At 22.6% G+C, this 21,434-nt stretch carries 30 protein-coding genes; 23 read left to right on the top strand and 7 right to left on the bottom strand.

All coding sequences use genetic code 4. From position 1 onward, the window contains the following. The first annotated feature begins 152 nt into the window (after nucleotides 1-152). Nucleotides 153-362 carry a hypothetical protein gene (locus AC6I4F_RS03545; RefSeq protein ID WP_425382305.1) on the top strand — a complete coding sequence of 70 codons (210 nt, stop codon included), beginning with the start codon at nucleotides 153-155 and terminating at the stop codon, nucleotides 360-362. Nucleotides 363-807: 445 nt separating this feature from the next. Then, entirely contained in the window at nucleotides 808-972 is a 165-nt protein-coding gene (locus AC6I4F_RS03540; protein ID WP_497874409.1) for a hypothetical protein, read from the top strand. Between the two features lie 17 nt (nucleotides 973-989). Here AC6I4F_RS03540 and typA read toward each other — a convergent pair whose 3' ends face one another. Further along, nucleotides 990-2,834: a translational GTPase TypA gene (gene typA, locus AC6I4F_RS03535; RefSeq protein ID WP_497874408.1), complete on the bottom strand. Its 1,845-nt coding sequence runs from the start codon at nucleotides 2,832-2,834 to the stop codon at nucleotides 990-992. 270 nt (nucleotides 2,835-3,104) lie between these two features. Here typA and AC6I4F_RS03530 point away from each other — a divergent pair, with 270 nt between their 5' ends. Further along, nucleotides 3,105-3,311 (top strand): transposase, encoded by a 207-nt coding sequence (locus AC6I4F_RS03530; RefSeq protein ID WP_497874407.1) that lies wholly within the window; start codon nucleotides 3,105-3,107, stop codon nucleotides 3,309-3,311. Between the two features lie 176 nt (nucleotides 3,312-3,487). Here the strand turns inward: AC6I4F_RS03530 and AC6I4F_RS03525 are convergent, their stop codons facing one another. Both AC6I4F_RS03525 and AC6I4F_RS03520 read right to left on the bottom strand, forming a co-directional pair. Then, nucleotides 3,488-4,243, bottom strand: coding sequence for an Mbov_0401 family ICE element transposase-like protein (locus AC6I4F_RS03525; protein WP_497874406.1), 756 nt, complete (start codon nucleotides 4,241-4,243; stop codon nucleotides 3,488-3,490). A gap of 89 nt (nucleotides 4,244-4,332) precedes the next feature. Then, nucleotides 4,333-4,632, bottom strand: a complete 300-nt coding sequence (locus AC6I4F_RS03520; RefSeq protein ID WP_497874808.1) for a UPF0236 family transposase-like protein — start codon at nucleotides 4,630-4,632, stop codon at nucleotides 4,333-4,335. A 113-nt stretch (nucleotides 4,633-4,745) separates the two neighbouring features. On the opposite strand from AC6I4F_RS03520, the gene AC6I4F_RS03515 reads away from it, so the two are divergent. The 18 genes from AC6I4F_RS03515 (at nucleotide 4,746) to AC6I4F_RS03430 (ending at nucleotide 17,455) form a co-directional block, all read left to right on the top strand. Further along, nucleotides 4,746-4,904, top strand: coding sequence for a hypothetical protein (locus AC6I4F_RS03515; RefSeq protein ID WP_497874404.1), 159 nt, complete (start codon nucleotides 4,746-4,748; stop codon nucleotides 4,902-4,904). Nucleotides 4,905-4,928: 24 nt separating this feature from the next. Next, nucleotides 4,929-5,135 (top strand): hypothetical protein, encoded by a 207-nt coding sequence (locus tag AC6I4F_RS03510; protein ID WP_497874403.1) that lies wholly within the window; start codon nucleotides 4,929-4,931, stop codon nucleotides 5,133-5,135. A gap of 389 nt (nucleotides 5,136-5,524) precedes the next feature. Continuing rightward, nucleotides 5,525-5,818, top strand: a complete 294-nt coding sequence (locus tag AC6I4F_RS03505) for a hypothetical protein (RefSeq protein ID WP_497874402.1) — start codon at nucleotides 5,525-5,527, stop codon at nucleotides 5,816-5,818. A gap of 12 nt (nucleotides 5,819-5,830) precedes the next feature. Beyond that, entirely contained in the window at nucleotides 5,831-7,150 is a 1,320-nt protein-coding gene (locus AC6I4F_RS03500) for a hypothetical protein (protein ID WP_497874401.1), read from the top strand. Nucleotides 7,151-7,152: 2 nt separating this feature from the next. Continuing rightward, on the top strand, nucleotides 7,153-7,443 hold the full coding sequence (locus AC6I4F_RS03495; RefSeq protein ID WP_497874400.1) for a hypothetical protein: 291 nt from the start codon (nucleotides 7,153-7,155) through the stop codon (nucleotides 7,441-7,443). Beyond that, entirely contained in the window at nucleotides 7,409-8,152 is a 744-nt protein-coding gene (locus AC6I4F_RS03490) for a hypothetical protein (RefSeq protein WP_497874399.1), read from the top strand. Before AC6I4F_RS03495 ends, AC6I4F_RS03490 begins: the two co-directional genes overlap by 35 nt. Continuing rightward, nucleotides 8,152-8,295, top strand: a complete 144-nt coding sequence (locus tag AC6I4F_RS03485) for a hypothetical protein (RefSeq protein WP_497874398.1) — start codon at nucleotides 8,152-8,154, stop codon at nucleotides 8,293-8,295. The genes AC6I4F_RS03490 and AC6I4F_RS03485 overlap by 1 nt, the downstream gene beginning before the upstream one ends. A gap of 138 nt (nucleotides 8,296-8,433) precedes the next feature. Next, nucleotides 8,434-8,883 (top strand): hypothetical protein, encoded by a 450-nt coding sequence (locus AC6I4F_RS03480; RefSeq protein ID WP_497874397.1) that lies wholly within the window; start codon nucleotides 8,434-8,436, stop codon nucleotides 8,881-8,883. A 131-nt stretch (nucleotides 8,884-9,014) separates the two neighbouring features. Continuing rightward, nucleotides 9,015-9,533: a hypothetical protein gene (locus AC6I4F_RS03475; RefSeq protein ID WP_497874396.1), complete on the top strand. Its 519-nt coding sequence runs from the start codon at nucleotides 9,015-9,017 to the stop codon at nucleotides 9,531-9,533. Between the two features lie 3 nt (nucleotides 9,534-9,536). Continuing rightward, nucleotides 9,537-9,878, top strand: a complete 342-nt coding sequence (locus AC6I4F_RS03470) for a hypothetical protein (RefSeq protein ID WP_497874395.1) — start codon at nucleotides 9,537-9,539, stop codon at nucleotides 9,876-9,878. Nucleotides 9,879-9,921: 43 nt separating this feature from the next. Further along, nucleotides 9,922-10,665 carry a hypothetical protein gene (locus AC6I4F_RS03465; protein WP_497874394.1) on the top strand — a complete coding sequence of 248 codons (744 nt, stop codon included), beginning with the start codon at nucleotides 9,922-9,924 and terminating at the stop codon, nucleotides 10,663-10,665. Nucleotides 10,666-11,133: 468 nt separating this feature from the next. Further along, nucleotides 11,134-11,259 (top strand): hypothetical protein, encoded by a 126-nt coding sequence (locus AC6I4F_RS03460; RefSeq protein ID WP_497873677.1) that lies wholly within the window; start codon nucleotides 11,134-11,136, stop codon nucleotides 11,257-11,259. A gap of 541 nt (nucleotides 11,260-11,800) precedes the next feature. Next, a complete protein-coding gene (locus AC6I4F_RS03455; RefSeq protein ID WP_497874393.1) occupies nucleotides 11,801-12,562 on the top strand; it encodes a hypothetical protein in 762 nt (253 codons plus the stop codon). 23 nt (nucleotides 12,563-12,585) lie between these two features. Further along, nucleotides 12,586-12,720 carry a hypothetical protein gene (locus tag AC6I4F_RS03450; protein WP_497874392.1) on the top strand — a complete coding sequence of 45 codons (135 nt, stop codon included), beginning with the start codon at nucleotides 12,586-12,588 and terminating at the stop codon, nucleotides 12,718-12,720. Next, nucleotides 12,714-14,066 carry a hypothetical protein gene (locus tag AC6I4F_RS03445; protein WP_497874391.1) on the top strand — a complete coding sequence of 451 codons (1,353 nt, stop codon included), beginning with the start codon at nucleotides 12,714-12,716 and terminating at the stop codon, nucleotides 14,064-14,066. The genes AC6I4F_RS03450 and AC6I4F_RS03445 overlap by 7 nt, the downstream gene beginning before the upstream one ends. Then, nucleotides 13,996-16,962, top strand: coding sequence for a hypothetical protein (locus AC6I4F_RS03440; RefSeq protein WP_497874390.1), 2,967 nt, complete (start codon nucleotides 13,996-13,998; stop codon nucleotides 16,960-16,962). Before AC6I4F_RS03445 ends, AC6I4F_RS03440 begins: the two co-directional genes overlap by 71 nt. 45 nt (nucleotides 16,963-17,007) lie before the next feature. Next, nucleotides 17,008-17,184, top strand: coding sequence for a lipoprotein (locus tag AC6I4F_RS03435; RefSeq protein ID WP_497874055.1), 177 nt, complete (start codon nucleotides 17,008-17,010; stop codon nucleotides 17,182-17,184). Continuing rightward, on the top strand, nucleotides 17,156-17,455 hold the full coding sequence (locus AC6I4F_RS03430; protein ID WP_497874389.1) for a hypothetical protein: 300 nt from the start codon (nucleotides 17,156-17,158) through the stop codon (nucleotides 17,453-17,455). Before AC6I4F_RS03435 ends, AC6I4F_RS03430 begins: the two co-directional genes overlap by 29 nt. A 137-nt stretch (nucleotides 17,456-17,592) precedes the next feature. Here AC6I4F_RS03430 and AC6I4F_RS03425 read toward each other — a convergent pair whose 3' ends face one another. Together AC6I4F_RS03425 and AC6I4F_RS03420 are read right to left on the bottom strand one after the other, a co-directional pair. Further along, complete coding sequence (locus AC6I4F_RS03425) at nucleotides 17,593-18,777, bottom strand: hypothetical protein (protein ID WP_497874388.1); 1,185 nt, start codon at nucleotides 18,775-18,777, stop codon at nucleotides 17,593-17,595. Nucleotides 18,778-19,062: 285 nt separating this feature from the next. Beyond that, nucleotides 19,063-19,338 carry a hypothetical protein gene (locus AC6I4F_RS03420; protein ID WP_497874387.1) on the bottom strand — a complete coding sequence of 92 codons (276 nt, stop codon included), beginning with the start codon at nucleotides 19,336-19,338 and terminating at the stop codon, nucleotides 19,063-19,065. Nucleotides 19,339-19,377: 39 nt separating this feature from the next. Between AC6I4F_RS03420 and AC6I4F_RS03415 the strand changes: the two genes are divergently transcribed. Together AC6I4F_RS03415 and AC6I4F_RS03410 are read left to right on the top strand one after the other, a co-directional pair. Next, entirely contained in the window at nucleotides 19,378-19,749 is a 372-nt protein-coding gene (locus tag AC6I4F_RS03415) for a hypothetical protein (RefSeq protein WP_497874386.1), read from the top strand. Further along, nucleotides 19,700-20,239: an IS1595 family transposase gene (locus AC6I4F_RS03410; RefSeq protein WP_497874385.1), complete on the top strand. Its 540-nt coding sequence runs from the start codon at nucleotides 19,700-19,702 to the stop codon at nucleotides 20,237-20,239. The genes AC6I4F_RS03415 and AC6I4F_RS03410 overlap by 50 nt, the downstream gene beginning before the upstream one ends. Before the next feature lie 56 nt (nucleotides 20,240-20,295). Here AC6I4F_RS03410 and AC6I4F_RS03405 read toward each other — a convergent pair whose 3' ends face one another. Both AC6I4F_RS03405 and AC6I4F_RS03400 read right to left on the bottom strand, forming a co-directional pair. After that, nucleotides 20,296-20,979: a hypothetical protein gene (locus AC6I4F_RS03405; RefSeq protein WP_497874384.1), complete on the bottom strand. Its 684-nt coding sequence runs from the start codon at nucleotides 20,977-20,979 to the stop codon at nucleotides 20,296-20,298. Nucleotides 20,980-21,147: 168 nt separating this feature from the next. Then, a complete protein-coding gene (locus AC6I4F_RS03400) occupies nucleotides 21,148-21,297 on the bottom strand; it encodes a hypothetical protein (RefSeq protein WP_497874383.1) in 150 nt (49 codons plus the stop codon). Nucleotides 21,298-21,434 lie beyond the last annotated feature (137 nt).

Below are 21,434 nucleotides of genomic sequence, written 5' to 3'. Positions count from 1 at the left end.
AAGAAAAAGAAGAAGAAGAGGAAGAAAAAAAATAAAAAAAATCAAATGATTTGATTTCTAAATAATCATAAATTAGTGATAATAAAGGAATTTTAGCAGTAATTTTCAAAAACAAAACAAATCTGCAATTAAAACCTGAAGACAAATTGAGAATGACAAGTCCAGAAACTGTAAAGGAGGTTATTAAAGAGAGATTAATTGAAAATAATCAACAATCAAATTTAATAAAAGAAAAAATTATTTTAGGTGATTTAAAATATAATAATATGAACATTAAACCAACTACTTTAACAGTTGAAATGACTTATGATGACCCTTTAGTTATTGGAAGTGTAATTTTAAATGTAATTTATCCAAAATAAAAAATAAGAAGAACTTGTTTATAAAATCACGCAAATTTATATATTAATAAAATTTAGGGAGTTATTTATATGCAAAATAATTTCCTTTTCTAAATTAAAAAAGAAGATAAAATCAAGAACATAAACTTATATTAAGTTTATGGATACACTATTTTATTTTAAAAAGGAAATATAAAATTTGGATATAATGTTAGAGAATAACAATAACGAAAAAACAAAAGATGAATCTATTTTTGTACCTTCTTCCGCTATTTTTGTAGAAATTTAATTTGAAAACATTAAAACTAAAAAACAAAAACATGCAGAAAGACAAAAACAATATTTTGAAAAAAATAAATCAAATCCTGAATTTATTAGAAAAAAAAGAGAAGGAGAAAAAAGACGCAGAAAAAAATATATTGAAAAGAAAAAAAATAAATAACTTATTGATAAGCAAATTCAATTAATGATTAATGAAGTTAATAACTTTGCTAATTATGAAACAATACAGATAGAAGATACATTGCAAAAAAATCAAAAAATTTTACCTTTAAATGATATTATTGATATTGAATCAGAATATTGAGTATCTACAGTTAACTGTGTAAATTATAATCATTTTAATCTTTAAACAAAAAATCGTAAGTATTACTTACGATTTCTATTTTGTTTACGTTCATTTTCAGTCAATAATTTTTTACGCATACGAATATTTTGTGGTGTTACTTCAACTAATTCATCGCTAGCAATAAATTCTAAAGATTCTTCTAAACTAAAAATAGTTGGTGGTGTTAATCTAACAGCTTCATCATTACCTGAACTTCTAGTATTTGTTAATTGTTTTGCTTTACAAGGATTAACATCTAAATCTTTATCACGATTACTTAAACCAATAATCATCCCTTCATACACTTTAGTTTGTGGTTTAACAAATAAAGTACCACGTTCTTCTAAAGAATTTAAAGCATAAGGTAATGTTGTCCCTGTAATCATACTTACTAGAACGCCATTTCTATTATTATTAATTTCGCCTTTTAATGGTTCATATGTAAGGAAACTACGAACCATAACACCCGTTCCGCGAGTAATATTAACGTATTGACGACCAAATCCAATTAATCCTCTTGTCGGAATATGAAAAATAATTTTATCACGAACATTATCAGAATCCATATTAGTCATAATCCCTTTTCTTAGATTTAAATTATTAATAACAGTACTACTATATTCAGTAGGATGATTTAAAATAATTTCTTCTACTGGTTCAGTGGTGTGTCCTTTTTCATCTTTTTTAAATACTACTTCCGGTTTAGAAATACCTAATTCAAAGCCTTCGCGACGCATATTTTCAATTAAAACAGATAAATGTAATTCACCACGACCAAAAACTTTAAAACCATCAGCATTACTTCCAGACAATTGTTCTATTTTTAAACCAACATTAGTTTCTAATTCTCTTGTTAAACGTTCTTTAATTTTATTACTAGTTACTAGTTTACCTTCAGTTCCAGAAAATGGTGAATTATTGACAAGGAAATTCATTGACATTGTTGGAGCTTGGATTGTAATTGGTTCCATTGGCACAACATTATCTTTATCACAAATAGTATTACCAATTGTTATATTTTCAATACCTGCTATGCAAACAATATCACCAGCAACAGCGTTTTTAACAGCTACTCGTTTTAATCCTTGATAAACAAATAAATATTTTACTTTTGCTTTTCTTTTTAAATCATAATCAACAACAACAATTATTTCTTGTCCTTCAGAAATAGTACCTTGAAATAATCTACCAATTCCAATTCTGCCAATAAAAATATCATAATCTAATGAACTAATTTGGATTTGTAAGGGCTCATTATATTTTACTAATTTAGAAATTTTAGCATGTTTAATAATTGTTTCAAATAATGGTTCTAAATTTTCACTTGATTGATTCAGTTCATATTGGGCAATACCTTGTTTAGTAATTCCATAAAGTGTTGGAAAGTCTAACTGTTCATCATTAGCATTTAATTCCATAAAAAGTTCTAATACTTCATCTTTTACTTCTTCAATTCTTTGGTCCTTTTTATCAATTTTGTTAATCATTAAAATTGGATTTAAGTTATGTTCTAGTGATTTTTGCAATACAAAACGAGTTTGTGGCATTGGTCCTTCAACACTATCAACTAGTAAAATAACACAGTCTACTGTTTTCATAATTCTTTCAACTTCAGAGGAAAAGTCAGCATGACCAGGTGTATCAATAATATTAATTTTTGTATTACCATGCATGATTGAACAATTTTTAGAATAAATAGTAATTCCTCGTTGACGTTCTTGATCATTACTATCCATTATTTGTTCAACAATAACTTGGTTTTGATGAAAAATATTTGATTGCTTTAATAAAGCATCAACTAATGTTGACTTTCCAACATCGACGTGTGCTATCACTGCAATATTAATAATTTTTTGTTCAGCAGAAACTTTTTCTTGTTCAGACATTATTCATTCTCCGTTATTCTTAAATTTTAACATTATATAAATTATACGCAATATTTTTAAATTTAGTAAAATAATTAAAAAAATAATTTATTTAAAGTGATTTTTTTGACATATAATAATTATCTAAATGTTATGATTTGTGAATTTTTTCATTTTCATCAGTTTTATTTCTATATGTAGTTTTATCATTATTGTGGATGGGTTACACTTTATTGGACACTAATTACGTAGACAAGTGAACAAATTAGTTAAAAGAAAGAAATTATAATTATGGCCAATATTAATTCATATTCAGATGAATTTAAAAAACAAATAGTAGATTTATATCAAAGTGGTAAGTCAGTGTCTTGTCTTGCTAAAGAGTACAATGTTACAAGAGCAACTACTTATAATTGAATTAAGCAATTTACTAATTCAGGCAGTTTTAAAACCAAAGATAACCGTTCTGTTGAAGAAAATGAATTAATGGGTGAGTAAAGTTAATAGTTATAATTTAATTTTCTTTAAATAAAAGACAACATTAAATTATTAATTGTTGGTTATATTATATACCTTTTTACATTTATAATCAAGTGTTTTAAGTTATTATTTTACAATTATCTAAACTAAAAATTCCTAACTATTTAGGTTTAAATTTATTAAGTTTTAAAATATTAAAGTAAAAGATTTAATTTATTAATTCTTGCTGAATTAATTATAAGCATATTATCAAGTACTTTATCATTATAAATTTTAGCACCATATCCTTTTAAAGATTTAACTAAATGTGATACATCTCTTTCAACACAAACTCCTTGATTTCAATTTTCTTTTTGATTTATAACTCCTTCTTTATTATTTTTAAAATATTTATATATTTGCTCATCAACTTTATTTTCTTTTAAAAAATCTAATAATTGATAATATTCACCATTAACAAATAATTCATATGCATTTGTTAATTTTTTATTATTTACTTTTCTATTAATAATAAATCCTTTTTTAAGTGCTTTAAATGCATGATGTCTATCAATTACATAAGGAATATTTTCATTTTTAGCAGTAGTTTTAATTCAAGGCGCACCATAACCAATAAATACTAAACTACTTTTAGAATAAATATATTGTAAATCAAGAAATTCATAAATTTTATCAATTAATTCTTGTCTTTTAATTCTTTGACCATTTTTAGTTTTCATATAAGTAATTTTTTTATCTTTTAAAACATTTCTACTTTTAGTAGATTTTTCTAAATCTTTACCTTTATTTGCACTAATTGTACGAATACGATTTTTTTGTTTTTTATTATCAAATAAAGAAATTATAAAACAATCATCCATATTTACAAATAATTTTTCAGTTGGTAAAACTACTTTTTTTTCTTTTATTTCTTCAATACCTATTACTGCATTTTTCATTAAATTAGTCATATATGTTTTAGAAAAATTAGTATTTTTTATAGTATCTTGTACATCAGATTGTCTTTTACCATTGACTGAATTTTTTATTATTGTATGCTCTAAACTTGTAAGTGTTCTTTTTTTTTTTTTTTAATTTTTATATAATCATCTAAAGGATAATAATATTCATTAGTTTCTAATATTAAATAACATCTACGATAAAAATTATTTATTTTACCATATTTAGTATTTGGACTTCTTGGAGCGGTTTTAACATATTTATGCTTAGTTTTATCATATATATTTTGATGTCAAAAATCATCATATGCTTTTAATAGATTTGTAAAATAATTTAAACCATTATTTTTAATTTGATTATCAAGTTCATCATAATTAAGTTCATTGTTAAGAAAATTCATAATATTATTTCCTTTCTTAATTTATGATTTTGATTATAGTAATTTTAGAAATAAAGTTTGGAAATATGATAATTGTAAAATGATATAATTAAATATATATGTTTTAAAATAAGGTGATAATATGCCAACAAAAAAAAGAATTAGGAAATTATAAAGAAAAGATAAATGAATATTTTAGAGATAATAAAAATGTTCCAACAATAATGACAAAAAATGGTTTAAATTTAGCATTAGGAATTGATAGAAAATATATATTTGATTGCCGACGCTAACAGACAAAATGACAACAAAATTTCTTGAAAGATTATGATAAAGCATGTCAAAAAATTGCTAATTATTTATTACGAAATGCTATGAAAGACCCAAAATATCAATGAGAATATTTAAGAAAATGTCATCCAGAAGAATTTGATGATTTACAAAATAATTTAGAAGAAAATAACTCAAAAAGTAATATAATTATTAATCTTTGTGAACCAAGAAAAATAGAAAATAATGATTAAAAACCTATAATAAATATAGGTTTTTTCGTTTATTTTAAACGATAAAAATGATATAATATAATAAAGCGATTATGTTATTTTTAACATGAGTTACAAGGGATTATCAAAAAAGCGATTATTAAACAAGGGAGTATTTTTATGTATAATTTTGAAGTTAAAGAAAAAAAGAAACTTATACTTTTGAAGAATTACAAGAAACTTTAAAACAACAAAGAAATGTTGTATATGCTCAAGCAAAAGATGAATTTCTTAAAAAAGAATTAGAACCTAAATTAAGTGAATATTAAACAAAAATAAAAGAATATGAAAATAAAATTAATAGTTTTGAATAGCAACAATTATTTTCTAATATTAAAGATACTAAAAAAGTAAATTTAATTAAAAATTTAATGAGTATTGATAATTATAAATCTTTATCTAAACAAGAAGCATTTAATAAAATAAATGAAGATTATAAAGATTTTTTAATTGATAAAATAGAACCTATTAAACAAGAAAATAAATTTAATTCAAATAATTTTAATCCTAAAACTCTTTTAGATTTACATACAAATAGTATTAATCCAGAAGAATTAGAAAGGAAATTAAATGAAAAAGCAAAAACTACAGGTATTACTGATGTTAATGAATTAGAAAAACTTGTAAATTTAGCTAGAGGAAATGCATTTCAATCTATTAAATAGAAAGAGGATAAAATGGCAATTCCACAAATACCTAAAGCATTTATTATTGGTGGTAATTCTCCTACTGAAAATGCTGTTTTAAGTGTACTTGAAGCACAAGTTCGTGGTGAATTAACTGCTGAATTAAGTACTTTATTTATGATAAATACTGTTACTGCTGACCAAATAGCAAATATTAGTGGTGTAGCAATGGCAATATATAGAGCAACTTTTCGTGTATTATGAGGTTCAACATGAGATGAATTTACTGGTACTAAAAGACAAAAAGGAATAGTTAAAACAACAACATTAATTATTGATAAAGAATTAACAATTGATTTTAATATTCCAGAATTTGATATTGAAAGATTTATGACTTCACCAGCAAATGTAGCAACACAAATTGTTTCAAATTGAACAAGTTCATTTATGAGAAATTTAAGAGAAAATTTTGAATTAATATTTTTACAAGGTACAAAAGATTATGCAATTGCTAAATCATTAGTATTACCTTTAAATTTAAATAATATGACTAAAGAACAAGCATTAAATGCTTATTATACAATTAGAGAAAGAAATAATAAATTAATTAAAAAAGTAGATGATATTACAGTTGGTATTAATAAAGCAGATTTAACTGGTGCTGGTGGTATTGATAGTAGTTTTAATCTTGCAAAAGCATTTATATTATTAAATTATGGACAAATTGCAGCAAATACTTTAGCAACTGGTAAAAGATATACAAATCAAATTATGGGAATGGAATTTTATGAAAGTTTTTATTTAGAACAAGATTTTATTCATGATACTGTTTCTGGTATGAATTTAGAAAAAGATTATAAATTATTAGATTTATTTGGTTTAGTTTATAACAGATATATGTGAGGTATGCCTATTTCATTTACTAAAGTAAGAAATAAATTAGATAATGCTACAGATAATATTCGTATTATTGGTAAAGCATTATATTCATTAGCAGCAGCAATAATACCTAATTTAATGTATATTATTCAAGAAAAAATGCCAACAATAGATGAAATTAAAGAAGCAAGAGCAAAAAATTATAAAGTTGATACAACTAATATTAATGCAACATATCAAAGTACTGATTATGATAATATGAATATTTTAGATTTACAAGATGTAATTTATTATAAAAATTTAGGAAAAATTACTATGGCAGGAACTACTCCTACTAATGATGAATTAGAAACTATAATAATAAATATTGGTAATAATGGTTATGAAAAAGATAAAACAACATTTAGTAATATTACATCAACAAGTGCTATTATTTCTGGTAATAATAAAGATTATTATGGAACAGTAAAACTAGAATTTACTAAAAAATAATTATGGAATTTATATATAAATATTTTAATGAAAAAGCACATATTACTATTTATTCTCCTAAACCAGAAGATTTAACTACAAGTAATGATATAAGAGCAATTTTATTAGATGAATATCCTAAATTAAGAAATGATTATTTTATAGTAAGTAATGTACATGATAATTTTGCTATATGTGTTGGAGATAATATTCATTGTCAAGGAACAGTTAGAATTCAAATTAAAAAAACTAATCAATTATTAAAAAGAGAAATTAAAAATGCCACAACATGCTGAGACTACACCATTGAATAACTATACTTTATTAAAATTAATTAGAGCTGGTATAAGTCCAATTTGTGCAATGATAGGTACAAGTGCTTATTATGGGCAAGTAATTGCAAATCCAGTATTAGCTTCAATTAATAGTTCTAAAAAAATATTATTAGGTTTAGGAACAATTGGTTTAGCAAATTATAGTAAATTTAATAACTCTTCTATTAATCCCAATCCAACAGAAAATCCAATTACTACAACAACAGTAGACCCTTTTCCACCAGATTTATTATTTAGTAATAATGATAAACAATCTTTTATGGATTGAGATACTTATATTAGTTTAAATGCTTATGGTATTTCAAATCTTATTAATGGAATTCTAGAATTAATTCCAAATAGATTTGAAACTATACGTAAAATAGCAAATATGGCAACTGGTGGTTGTTTAATATCTTCTGGAGTTGCTATGGGTATTAATAATGATTTTAATAATGCTTATGCCATTCCAACTATTGTTGCTGGTGCAAGTGAAATTATTCATAATTTATTACCTATGGAAAGAAAATTTGATGTAGAAATGCAAGAAACAAGTTTTACAAATGAAACAGCACAGTTAATCAATGATAATAGATTTTCAATTAATAGTGAAACAAATACTCAATATGGTAGTGATAATATGAGCGAAGTACCATTAAATGATGATAATGGTTCATTAACTTGAGATTATAATCATATGAGTTTATAATGTTTCTTTTAATTATTGAATGAATATATTATGCATTAGCAAGTAATGATATTAAATTAGCATTAATAAATGCTTTAAAAAATTATTATAAAAATCAATCATTAAAAGCAGTATTTGATAGTGAAAATGTTAATGAAAATTAAATACATCAACCTTATTCATTTTTAAATAAAAATATACTTAAAAAATTAATAACTATATTAAAAACAAGTGAATTAAGTATACTTCAACATGAAATTAATAAATTTAAAAATCCAATAAATAGTTTTAAAAAATCTATTATGCCAACAGAAATTAGAACAGTTAAAAATTATGTAAATAAATTTAATAATTTATTTAAAGAAAATGAAGAAGAAATACCAGATAATGCATGAGAAGTATTATCAAGTTCATGATTTAAAAAAGGAAGATTTATTGTTGATAATAAAAATTTAAAAATCGGAACTTTAACAACATTATTTCAAAGTGATAATGATAAAAAACAAATATGATATGGTCCTTATACTTATCCAGCATTTCCACAAGAAATATGAATATTAATGACACAAGCAAAAGGTAAAAATGGTACTGATGCTGGAACTATATTTTGAAAATTTTGAAATAGAAAATGATTACCAAGTGAATTAAGAAAATATGTTAAAAGTGAATTAGCAAAAAAAGGGAAATATTATGGTTCACAAGATACTAGTGTAATTTATCCAAATAATATTAATGTAAAAAAAGTAGTGTAGAAATCAAAAAAAATGAAATAGGAAGTAATCAATGAAGATATGAAAGAAAACAATTATTAAAAAAATCTTTACATACAAATAAATATATAAAAATTAAAAGAAATTCTAATTTTTATAAAACATGAAAGTAGGTGGTAATTATTATTGAATTAGATACACCAATTAAACCAATTGGTATATGAAATAATATTAATCCATTAAGTAAAGATAATAAAGAATATAAAAGATTAAATAAAATTTTATTTAATAAAAATAGTACTCATATAGATAAAATAAAAATTTTAATATCAAATATTTTAAAAATAACTATTCATATTATTGGTATGTTAATAACATTATTTTTTACAATAACACCTTGATTAATACCTAAAATACCAATAGAAATAGGAATAGGTAATTATACTAATCAATATAATTTTACTTGACCAGACCATTTAATATTAACTTTATTTCCTATATTTAGTCATATTGGATTAAATATTATTACTAAATTAGGTAATTATGGAAAATTAATTAAATATATATTAATAACAATACCAATTATTATTACAAGTCCTTATTTAATATATCAATATAAAGAAATTAAAAAACATAAAAAAGAATGTCATTTATGTAAACAACATTCAAATAAAATACAATTGGAGGAATAAAAAATGAATTTTTCAATAGAATTAATATCAGCAGTAATAGGAGGAGCAGTTGCTAGTGGAATATGTATTACTTTAGCATTTCTATTATTTGGTAAATTAATTAAAAAATCAAAACAATCAAATTTAGCAAAAGAATTAAAACGTAATAAAGAATTAGAATTTATTACAGCAAATATTAAACAATTAAATATTCATTTACAATTAGAAACTACATCAACTGCAAAATTACTTGATAGTTTTAATGTAGATAAAGAACAAGTAGATAATTTTGTTTTATTACAAAAATCTAAAAAGAAAGAATTAACTGAAAAAGATAAACAAAAAGCAACTAAATTTAAAATTTAAAGGGTTTAAATACCCTTTATTTTACATTAAGGAGTAAATTATTATGGCTATTAAAAACCCAATTTTATTTATAACAGTTCAAGAATTTAAATCATCTAAATATTTTAATGATTTATTATTTGATAAAGTTACTACTCCAGATAATGAAATTTGATTTGCAATATCTGTAGCAAGTAGTAATATTTATTATTTAAGTGGTTTTACTATTTCAAAAAAATGACCAGAAATAACACCAACTGATTTTACTGATAATATTCAAACAGCAACTACTCATTATGTTAGATTTTTATTAACTAAAGATGTAGATTATTTACGTGGTCAAGGTTCAATTAGTCAAGGTGGATTAACTTATAGTGAAACTAATCCAGATGACCCTTATTTTATACCACCAGAAGTATTTAATTGTTTAAGAAAAATTAAAGAATATCCAAATATTAAAGGTTTTAAATTAAAAGATATAGAACCACAAAAAAATAATTGATTTAATAAATTTATTTCAAATTGTGGTGAAGATAGTCCATTAAATGCATATATACCATATAATAATATAAAATCATTAGATTTTAGAACTAAAATTACTATTAGTCATCCACAAAATTTATTAAGAACAATAGTTAATATTGATACTACTGGTATTAAAACAGATATTGATAATTCATTATGAGAAGTTGATAAAGATAATCCTAATTTTATTAAACCAAAAGATGATAAAGGTATTGATGTTAATGGTAAAAGAATAATTGATGTTGGAACTCCTACATTTTTAAGTGATGCTAGTACTAAATAATATGTTGATATAAAAATAGATGAATAATGCTGATATTTAGATACTATTAAACAAAATAAATTAATAGCAGGTAAAAATATTACTATTGATGATGATATTATTAGTGCTAATGGTGGTAGTGGTGAATCATTATGAATAATAGACCCTAATTCTCCTAATATTATTCAACCTAAAGAAAAAAGAATTATTACTTCAAATAATACTAGAATTGTTGATATAGGAGACCCTACAAAACCACAAGATGCTGTAAATAAAAGATATGTTGATAATAAAATACAACCAATTCCAAGTATTCCACAATGAAAAGAAGCTGAAACAAAAGTTAATATAAATCACATTAAATATATTTTTAAAACAAATACTAAATATAAAATTTATTATAATTTTGAAAGTCAAACAAGTATTAAAAAATTTGCTTTTATTTGTAAAGAATTTTTATATGGTGAGTTAAATACTGAGGTTCAAACTTTGGATTGAGATAATATTAATGGTAGAATAATGCTTTCTTTACAAATGCAGAAGGATACAATCGCTATTGTTAGTGACCCTATAAGATATGGTCAACTTTTAAAATTAGAAGAATTACAGGAATAATATTATTAATAAAGAATTTACTTATTTACATGAAATTAGTTATTGATTATTAAATAAAAGTGATTTTACTCATAGTGAATATAATTTAAGTGGAAGTAGATATTCAAGTAAAACATATAGTATTGCTAATTCAATTAAAAATAATAAATCAATTGCTATATATTGTTTTAGAAAATTAAATAAAGATATTAATGATTTAGTTAAAGAAATATATAATGCTTTAATAACAATTGGATTAAATGATTATAAAGATTTTAGTCTAAAATATCCAAATAAACAAGTAGATTTTCGTTTTAAAGGTAGTAAATCATTTATTAGAGTTATCGGTGTATATAGTAATTCAAATGATAGAATACCTTTAAAAGGACTTTCTCCTAGTGAAATTAAAGGTTTTGATTTAGCAATTGAATGATGTGAAGAAGCAAATGAATTTAGTCAACAAGAATTTTAAACAATTACATTTGCATTAGGTAATGCTAAAAAAAGAATTAAAATAAAAAGTTGTAATCCAGATAATATTTATCAATATTTTATTGAATATATGAATAAAATAGTACCTTTTAATTTAGAAATTATGAAAAATAATAATGAACAAATTAATTCAGTATTTGATAATAATATATTTAAATTATTTCATTATTCAAATTGAAAAGTAAATGCTCATAATTTGACATTAGATATGATTAATGATTTAGAAGAATTAAAAGTATTAGACCCTATTAAAGCACAAAGTTGATATTATGGAGTTCCTAGTATTCTTACTGGTGCTATATTTGCAAGATATTTAGATAAAGTAGGAACTAAATTAGATTTTCAATTAGAAAGATTAACTGGTGGATTAGATATTGGTATGGCAACAAGTTCAAGTGGTCATCCTACTGCTGGAAGTTTATGATTTATTGGTGAAAATGAAAATAGTAGAAGAGCGCATAAAGAAAGTGAATTTTATTATAGTAATGTTACTATGCAATATAAAGATACTTATACTTTAGCAAATGATATTATTAATTATTATTTAAATGAAAGTAAACGTTATATAGCAATGTTATTTGGTTTTATTTGTTATGTTGATTATGGTAATGGTGGATTAGTATTTATTGATGTTTTAAAAAGTTGAGTTAAAAAACGTAATATAACATGATTAAAATTTATAGCAGTAGATAAATCAATTTTATATTTAAATGATAGAATTGATTTTACAACAATTTGTATGCTTAAAAATATTATTAGTTTTAATTGAGAAAAATGTCCAGAAACTAAAAGACAATATAGTTTAATGCAATGATTAGATAAAAAAAATTAGATAGTAATAATAATACTCCTAAAATGTTAGATTTACATGATGATACTTGAGATAGTGATATGTATGCTTTAATGCATGAAATGAAATGATTAATTAATGGTATTAATAATAAATTATTAATTAATAAAAATAAATTTAATGGTGATGAATTATGATAAATACAACGGAATATTTAAGTTGTGATAAAAGTAATTGATATATTGATATACCTATGATTATTGCTCAAAAATCAACTAAATTATGATTAGGTAAAGGTTTTTTATTTAATTCAAGTAAAAAAGAAATATTAGATTATTTAAATGAAATGAATTTAAAAGATAAATGATTAGAAAAATTTTATAAATTTGGTTTACAAAATAGTTTAATGGGTAAAGTATTTATTATGATTATAGTTAATGAAGATAATAGTAAATCACTTAAAATATTACCTAATAGTTTTTGTGGTAGAGTTGCTAAATATAATGAACAAGAACAATCAGCAGAATTTTATTTTATTAATGAACAAGCAGATAGTGAAACTTTAACATGAGTAAAAATACAAAATGGAAAAGTTAAATATGAAACATATAAAGATAATAATAAAGATATTATTTTAGGTTCTACAAGAACAAAATTAAAACCAAATATTATTCCATTAAAAATTTATGAAATTAAAAATCCATTTAATTATATACCTATTTTTGAAATAACAAATTTACCAATAATAAATTTATATGGTAATGCAACTACTTTAAATGCTTATCCAGATTGTACACCAGTATGAGATTTAATTTGAGATTTAAATCGTGTAATTAGACAAAAAAGATTAGAAAGAGAATTAAATGTTACTACTTTATTTGCTACATTAGATAATGAAACAGTTAAAGAAATGCAAGAAAATGGTAATATTGCAGAAAATCCTAAAAAAGATATGTTTGTTAATGTTGGTAGTGCTGGATATGATAAAAATGGTAATGGTGGTATGCAAATTATTCAAGGTGACCCAAAATTTAATGAATATTGATTAGATTATAATGGTACTGCTAAAGCAATATTTAATGGTGCTGGTTATGATTATGATGAACATGGTAATGATGTTTATACTAATAAAACACAAAGTATGTTTAATAATAAATATGATATGGAAACTACAGAAATAAAAATAGCATTTTATAGTGCTTATTTTTATCGTATATTTGATTTATTACTTATTAGTGAAAATTTATGAAATGGTATTGGAGAAAGATTTTATAGCTTTAAATTTATTCCAATTGCTATGACTGACCAAATAGTACAAGACAAAATTATTAATTCAAGATTAAATAATGGCACAATGACAATAATTGAAGCAATTGGTGAATATGATAATATTGACCAATTAATGGCTGAAAATAAATTAGAAAATATTATTAATGAAAATCAAAAATTAAATAAAGATTTAGGAGATAATGAAAATGATACATCAACAAATTCAATTAATGAAACATCTACACATTCAATTAAAAAGACAACAATTGCTAATTAAAAGATGTAGTTATTGAAAAATATTTCCATTTGTTATAAATAATGGTGCTATACCTTTAACTGAAACTGGTTATAAACCTATTAATAGTAAAATAAGTGATTTTGGACAATATGAATTAATATTAACTGGTAATACTCCAGTTGTATGTATTTGAAAAAATAGTACAAAAATATATCAAAAAAATAAAGGTAAAATTGACCCAGTAACTCATAAATCTAGTGGTCAAGACCAATATTATACAAAACAATATAAAATTGGTGATTATTGAAATGCTTATTTAATTGATGATACAAGTGGTGTTGATTTTAGTGGTTTACCAAATAATCAAATATTTAAAACAGTACAAACTAAAAGACAATATACTTTAGTAATGTTTGAAGAACATATTACAATTGATGATTATTTACAATTCTTTTGTGTATTTAATGATGAAAATGAAAATATTGGTGGTAATAGTGGTAAAAATCAAGATAGACAATTATTATTTATTTCAAATGTAACAAATTATTATAGTCCTTATAATGGTGCATTTAGTATGCAAGTATTAACTTTTAGTAGTTTAAATGATAGAGTAGTTGCAAGTGGTCAAAATACACTTGATTTTGTACAATATGCAAGTCCTGGTAGTGGTTATGCTTTCCCTACTATTCAACAAGGAAAAGTAACGTTAAATCGTACTTTAATGCGTGATATTGGTGTACGTTATAGTCATAGACAAAGTTATGGATTAGAATTATTAACAAGTTGTTATTATTATGGTAGACCAATAATTCAAGGTCAAGAACCTATAAAACAAGGAAATGAAGAAATATTTGAAAGTAAAATATTTGCTTCAAGAAGATTATTTATTGCTGGTAATAATGAAAAATATACAACTGATATTAAAAATAATGGTGGTTTACTTGCTGGTATAAATGATAAAATAACAACAAGTAGTCATCCAGAAACAACATTTTATAATATTATGGACGCTAAACCTACTGGATTTACTAATTTTAAAAATTTTACAGAATGATTAAAAAATTCATTAAATTTTCAAGATAATTTATTTGTAACAAAAGATTTTAAAGGTATGCTTTCTTTTGATAAAGATAAAGCAAGATTAAGTAATGGTACATCAGTAGGAGAAGCAAAATTCTTTTGAGATAGTGAATGAAATATAAATAATTTAACGGGTAATTATAATGTTGATATGTCAAGTAATTTTAAATATAAAGACCCAGATACTCATTTAATTATAGGAAGTCCAACTGTAGATTATAGTAAAATAACACAAAAATATATGTCAGCAATATTAAATTTTAATAGTTTTGTATTTTCTCCATTAATACAAATGCCTTATGATAGTAATCAATGATTACCTTTTGCATTAAGTGATATTCCTTTAATTGGTAAATTATTAAATTCTTTAACATTAGGTATATGAAGTAGTTGAGTTATTACTCAAAATATTCAACAATATAAAAAAATGTTATATTTTAATGGTTTTATGAGTGCATTTTTTACAAGTAATTTAGAAAGTATTATTGGTAATGGTGGTTTAATTCCATTAAATGTATTTACAAATAATAATGATTTTACTATTGGTAAATTATTAGGTGCTAATGTTTCAACAACTGCTATGACAATGAAATTAAGTGATAGAATAAGTGTTTATCCATGAAACACTACTACTGGTAAGAAATTAGAAATTAAAGAACAAATATCAACTGTTGATTTATCACAAAAGAAAAATAATAAAGTTTATATTTTAGCAGAAGATACTGAGTTTTTAGATATTGCTTCACCATTTACAAATGAAGATACTGAATGTCAATGAAATCCTACAAGTAATGGTGTAATTGATGGTTCAAATTATGCTTATATTATTGATACAATTGTAACTCAAAGTTTACATCAAGGTGAAGAAAGACATAAATTTTATAGTGATAATCATTTTACTTATCAAGGTGATTATAATGAAATAGCAGTTGCACAATTTCGTTATAATAATATGGGTTATTTAACTGGTAATGCTTTTAATTGAACAACTTTGTATAAATTAAATCATGATGAATATTCAGAAAGTGAAGAAACTACTTTTAGTTATCCAGCAAAAATATTACCACCAAGTCCTCAAAATATAGCAAAACAAATTGTAATAATTCCAAAAAATCCAAGTATAGAAGTTAATATACCAAAAACAGTTATATTTACTCATACACAAGATAAATTAATATGAGATTATAATTCATGAGTAGAAAATATAGTTTCTAAAATCAAACCATTAGAAATAAATATTAATTTTAAAGATTATTTAGACCCTACATTATTAATTAATAATTTTAATGATTTAAAGAGATATTATAAAAGCATAGATGTATATTTAAGTTATGAATATGAAACAGAAGAATGATTTAATCTTGAATTAAGTAGTTGTTTTAAAACAGAAAACTTTAACCCATCTAAATCTCAAACTTTTGTTTTTTCAAGAGAATTAAAAGAATTAGCAATATACAATCAACCATTAAAGTTAAAACATTATGAAGATAATAAAATAACATATCAAGGATATCATCAAGGATTATATGCTGGATACTGAGGTAACGGTAAAATAGGATTAGAAATTAATAGAAATGAATATAATTTATATAGTATTGAAAATACTTATATGCAATCTAAAATTGATGATTATATTGTTGCACAAAGCATTGAAAATAAAAAAGATACAATGTTAGGATTTTTTGATTTTTATTATAAAGAATTTAATTTAATTGTCCAATTATTTCCAAATATCATGCAATTAGAACTTGCGCTTTTTAGTGAAAAAGATATTTTAAGACCAATAACACAATATATAAGATATTATAAATACTATAAATTAACTATTTCAAAAATAGTATTTAATCCTAGATAATTTGTTATAATAAAAACCATTAATGATAAGTAGGTGAATAATTTCATGAAAAAATTAATTAGAATTTTAACAACAATAATTTTATCAAGTACATCTAGTGCTAGTATAATTGCTTGTAATAATAATCCAGATGTTTTACCACAAAAATATGATATATTTTTTAGTGAAATTAAAGAAATTAATGTTGAAACATTTGACAAAAAAACCTTTTATTTTCTTTAAAATTGATAAAAAAAATATTATTGGTAAAACTTCTATACCGGATAATATAAATTATCTTTATGAAAAAGCAAAATATGTTTATTTTGTTGTAAATAATAATAGTAATTTAAAACAAATTTTAAATGTATATAAACTTAATGAAAACTCTACAAAAAAAGAAATAAAAGATAAATTATCTAATACTGTTATTAAAAATGCTAATATTAATGTTTCTAAAAATGGTTCTCCTTATTTTAATATTATTGTAAATTCTTTTTCAGGAAAAATATAAAATAATATTTTTCCACAATCTTAAATAATGTATAATATAAAAGTACTTACTTAAGTAAGTATAATTCATTCTGTATATGATTAGGTTGGCACCTAATTAAAAAGTTACCATATAGGTAACTTTTTTTATTTATATTTTTATAAACTTGTTACATTATTTGTAACAAAATTTGTTTTATTATCAATTGGTAAATGTTGTTCATGATTAATAAAATTGGTAATATTTTTGTTTCATTTTAATGTGTTTTGTAATTCATTGTTTTCTTCTAAATCATCTATAAAAGATATTTCTCTTTTCTTTCTATTCTTTTCTACTTTATCATTACTTCATCCTATGAAATGTAAATGATATTTTTCACCTATATTATTTGTTACAAAAGCACTACCAAGAACATCAAGTTCAATATTAACTATTGGAAAATTTAGATTATCAAATCTACTAATATCTGGGTTATCTTTAAATACTTGATCACCATTTACAAAATAAAAACCATTTTCAGTACCAATATATATTGCTTTGTTAACTACATGATCTTTATCATCATTATGAGTTACTACTTTTACAATATTTACTTTAAAATTATCTTTATCAATTTTTGTGTGACCTCATACAAACAAATTTAAACGAAATAGTTTTCTTGCGTTGTTAATAACGTAAGCACTACCTTTGTGGTCTAAAATTATATCTTTTATTGAAAAATTTAAATTATCAAATCTTTCAGTATATTGATTATCATTATAAACTTTATCACTATTTATAAAATAAACACCGTTTTCAGTACCAATATACAATGCTTCTTTAACAATATGACTACCTTCATCAGGTTTTTCATTCATACATTTGATAATATTTACTTTATTTCCAGTATTGATAGTTCCCATTTTTCTAATACCTCATCTATTATCAAAACCATAATATTTAGTAAAAGTGTAAATTATTCCCATATTATTTGTTACATAAGCGTTTCCATTATTATCTAATATAATATTTTCTACCGGAAAGTTTAATTCTTCAATTTTATCGATTCTTTCTCCATGAATTAAATATACTCCATTATCTGTACCAATATAAATATCTCCTGCTTTTAAATTTAAACCTTTACCACCAACTTTTTCATCTAAAATTTTTATTGTAGTTATTTTTCCTTGAATTTTATCAATTTGTGGTTTTAAATCACAAAATTTTTCATGTCAATAATTATTATTTGTTATTTGTCTTGCTTTTCTTCTATTACAATTATTTAAATTTGGTTTAATAAAATAAGATAATATAATTCTAATATTGCTATGTGCCAGAATATTTGTAAGTTGATTTATTGGCAAAATTAATATTCTTGATAAGAAATTTACAAAATGTTCATCGTCTCTTCTTCTTAAATAGCCAAATTAAGTCAATATATTTCTTGATTCTTGATTTGAATTTGGATTAGGTCTTCTATCATTTGGAGTTGAAAGTAAATCTATTATAAGAGATTGAGTACGAAATTCATCATTTCAATTAACTAATATATTGTAAATAGGATTGCGATTATTACGTCCTAAAGTAATATATTGATTATTATTAACTAATTGTTGAATAATATGAGTATGAAGTGATCAAAATCTTAATTATTCTGCAGTAACTAAAATTACATAACCCAAAGATCTAGCTAAATTCCCTAAAGCACCTTCTATCAAAATTCCTTGCTCATTAAAATTATCATCCATACGATTTATCAATTGAAAAAAAGAACCAAAAATATTACTTCAATAAATATTTTCATCGTTTTCACGTATCATATCCCTGTAATCTGGACTAATTCCATTTAACACTATATTATTTTGTATTCCTTCAATTCGTTTTAAAAGAGGAATTGAACCATCTCTAACAGCTTGTGGTTGCATATTCATATTGATATTTCTAAAATCAAAATGATAATAATTATGGAAATTATCCCCACATGTACTAGTGTGGAGGAAAAAATGAATTGAAATGAATTCAATAGCATATTTCAAAATGAAAACGATTGTTTGAAATATATAGCGAAGTTGAAAGTAATGAAATGTATCAGGTGTGCTTATTCTAGTTTGAATGTTTCTGATTTGAGAAGAATAAGATGTTTGAAATGTCATCAAACATTTATTATTCTTCATGACACCATTTTTCACAAGTCACAAACACCTTTGACATCTTGGTTTTATCTCATCTTTAGATGAATAAACACAAAGCATGGTATACTATCAATAGATGTTGCAAGGGAATTGTGTGTGACATATAAAACAGCTTGAAAAATGGTGTCATGAAATCAGAACTAGAATTTGGAATCAAGATGCAGGGTTCATTGATGATGGCACAGCACAGATGGATGAAATGTATCTTTCACATGTAGGTTTTATTCAACAAGGATCTTCCTTGCTGAATAAAACCTTGATTGTTGGAGTTTATGAGAAAACCAGCAACAAACTAATTGTGAAAGTATTGAAAAAAGCAGATGAGAAAAACGTTTTATGATTTGCATTGAAACACATTTCTACTGGGTGTTGTCTATTTATGGATTCTTGGAAGGGATATGGAAGTTTCAAAAACTTCTATCACAAACATGAAATCGTAAATCATGAAGTTGGGTATGTGTCATCAACAGGTGTAAACACAAACCAGATTGAATCTGCATGAAAACACATCCGACGAACTTTCTGAACGCACATAAAAGTTTCAAAACACGATATTAATTTATATGCAAAAGAAGCTGCATATAAATTCAATAAGATACCTAGTTTTGAAACTATAATTTTGTGTTTGATTTAGATACATGTGGGGATAATTTCCTAGATAGGCTTTTATCTCCATTTATGTGATAAAATTTAAAAATAGTACATAAAGGGATAAAAGCCATAATTATTATTAACTATAAATCCTTGAAGATATAAATTATCTGTTCTTAAAACTAATTCTAAATTATTTTCAATACTTTGTGTATTTTGTTGTCATCGAATTGCAACTGGTAATCTAAAATAACCATAATTTGATTCAGGATTTAAAGTAAAAATAGTATTATCTTCAAAAATAAAATCAGCATTAACTAATACATTTAGATCTCTAATTCTTGTTAATACTCCTCTATCAACTAATTCATTAATAATAGTTTGAAAACTAGTTTGATATTCTATTCGATTATTTTCATTAATAATTAATTTTTCATTTAATTTAAAAATTTCTTTAGATGGTCTTGGATTTGGTGTAACTTGTTTTTTAATTCTTTTACTTTTTTTATGTCGATGTTTATGTTTACTTTTTTCTAAATCTGTTTGATAAATTGGATTAATATTTTGATTTGTTTCATTTAAATTATATACTTGATAATTACTTATATTTGTAAAAATGTTTGATTCATTTATTGATTCTAAACTAGTTGTATTGTTGTTAGCTCAATCTTTAATCTTTTTATTATCAATTGACTTAGCATTAATACCTTGTGTTTTATCATTAAATAATGGTGCAGTTAATACTCATAATTTAAATCAATAACTTGGATTAAAATATTTCATAATTTTATACCTTTTTCCTCTTTATTTTAAAAAAAAGCCCATATAGTTTAAAATAAAGTAATGAGTTAAAAAATTATATTAAGTTTTATAATTTTATTCTAAACCATTATTTTTTTTATACTTGTTTAAACTTTTTTATAATATTCTTTTATTTCTTTAACTTTATTTTTAAATTGTTTTTTTATGAAAAAAACACATATTAAAAAATTGTTCTATACTACTTTCTATATCTAAAGTTTTTAAAGTAACTAATACTTTACTATTACAATCTTTAACAATACATTTAAGTAATACTTTTTCTTGTTTTTGTTTTTGCATTAATTATTATCCTTTTTACAATTACATAAATTAATTGATATGTTTAATTGTTTTAATTTTTTTAAATTTTCTGATGATTCAATAATTGCATTTTTTGTAAAAATATCCATATCAAATTTTAATTCTATTATTTATTC

Source organism: Spiroplasma ixodetis (genome assembly GCF_059729505.1).
The sequence above is the reverse complement of the archived record's forward strand: the minus strand, read 5'-3'. Positions and strand labels throughout refer to the sequence as shown.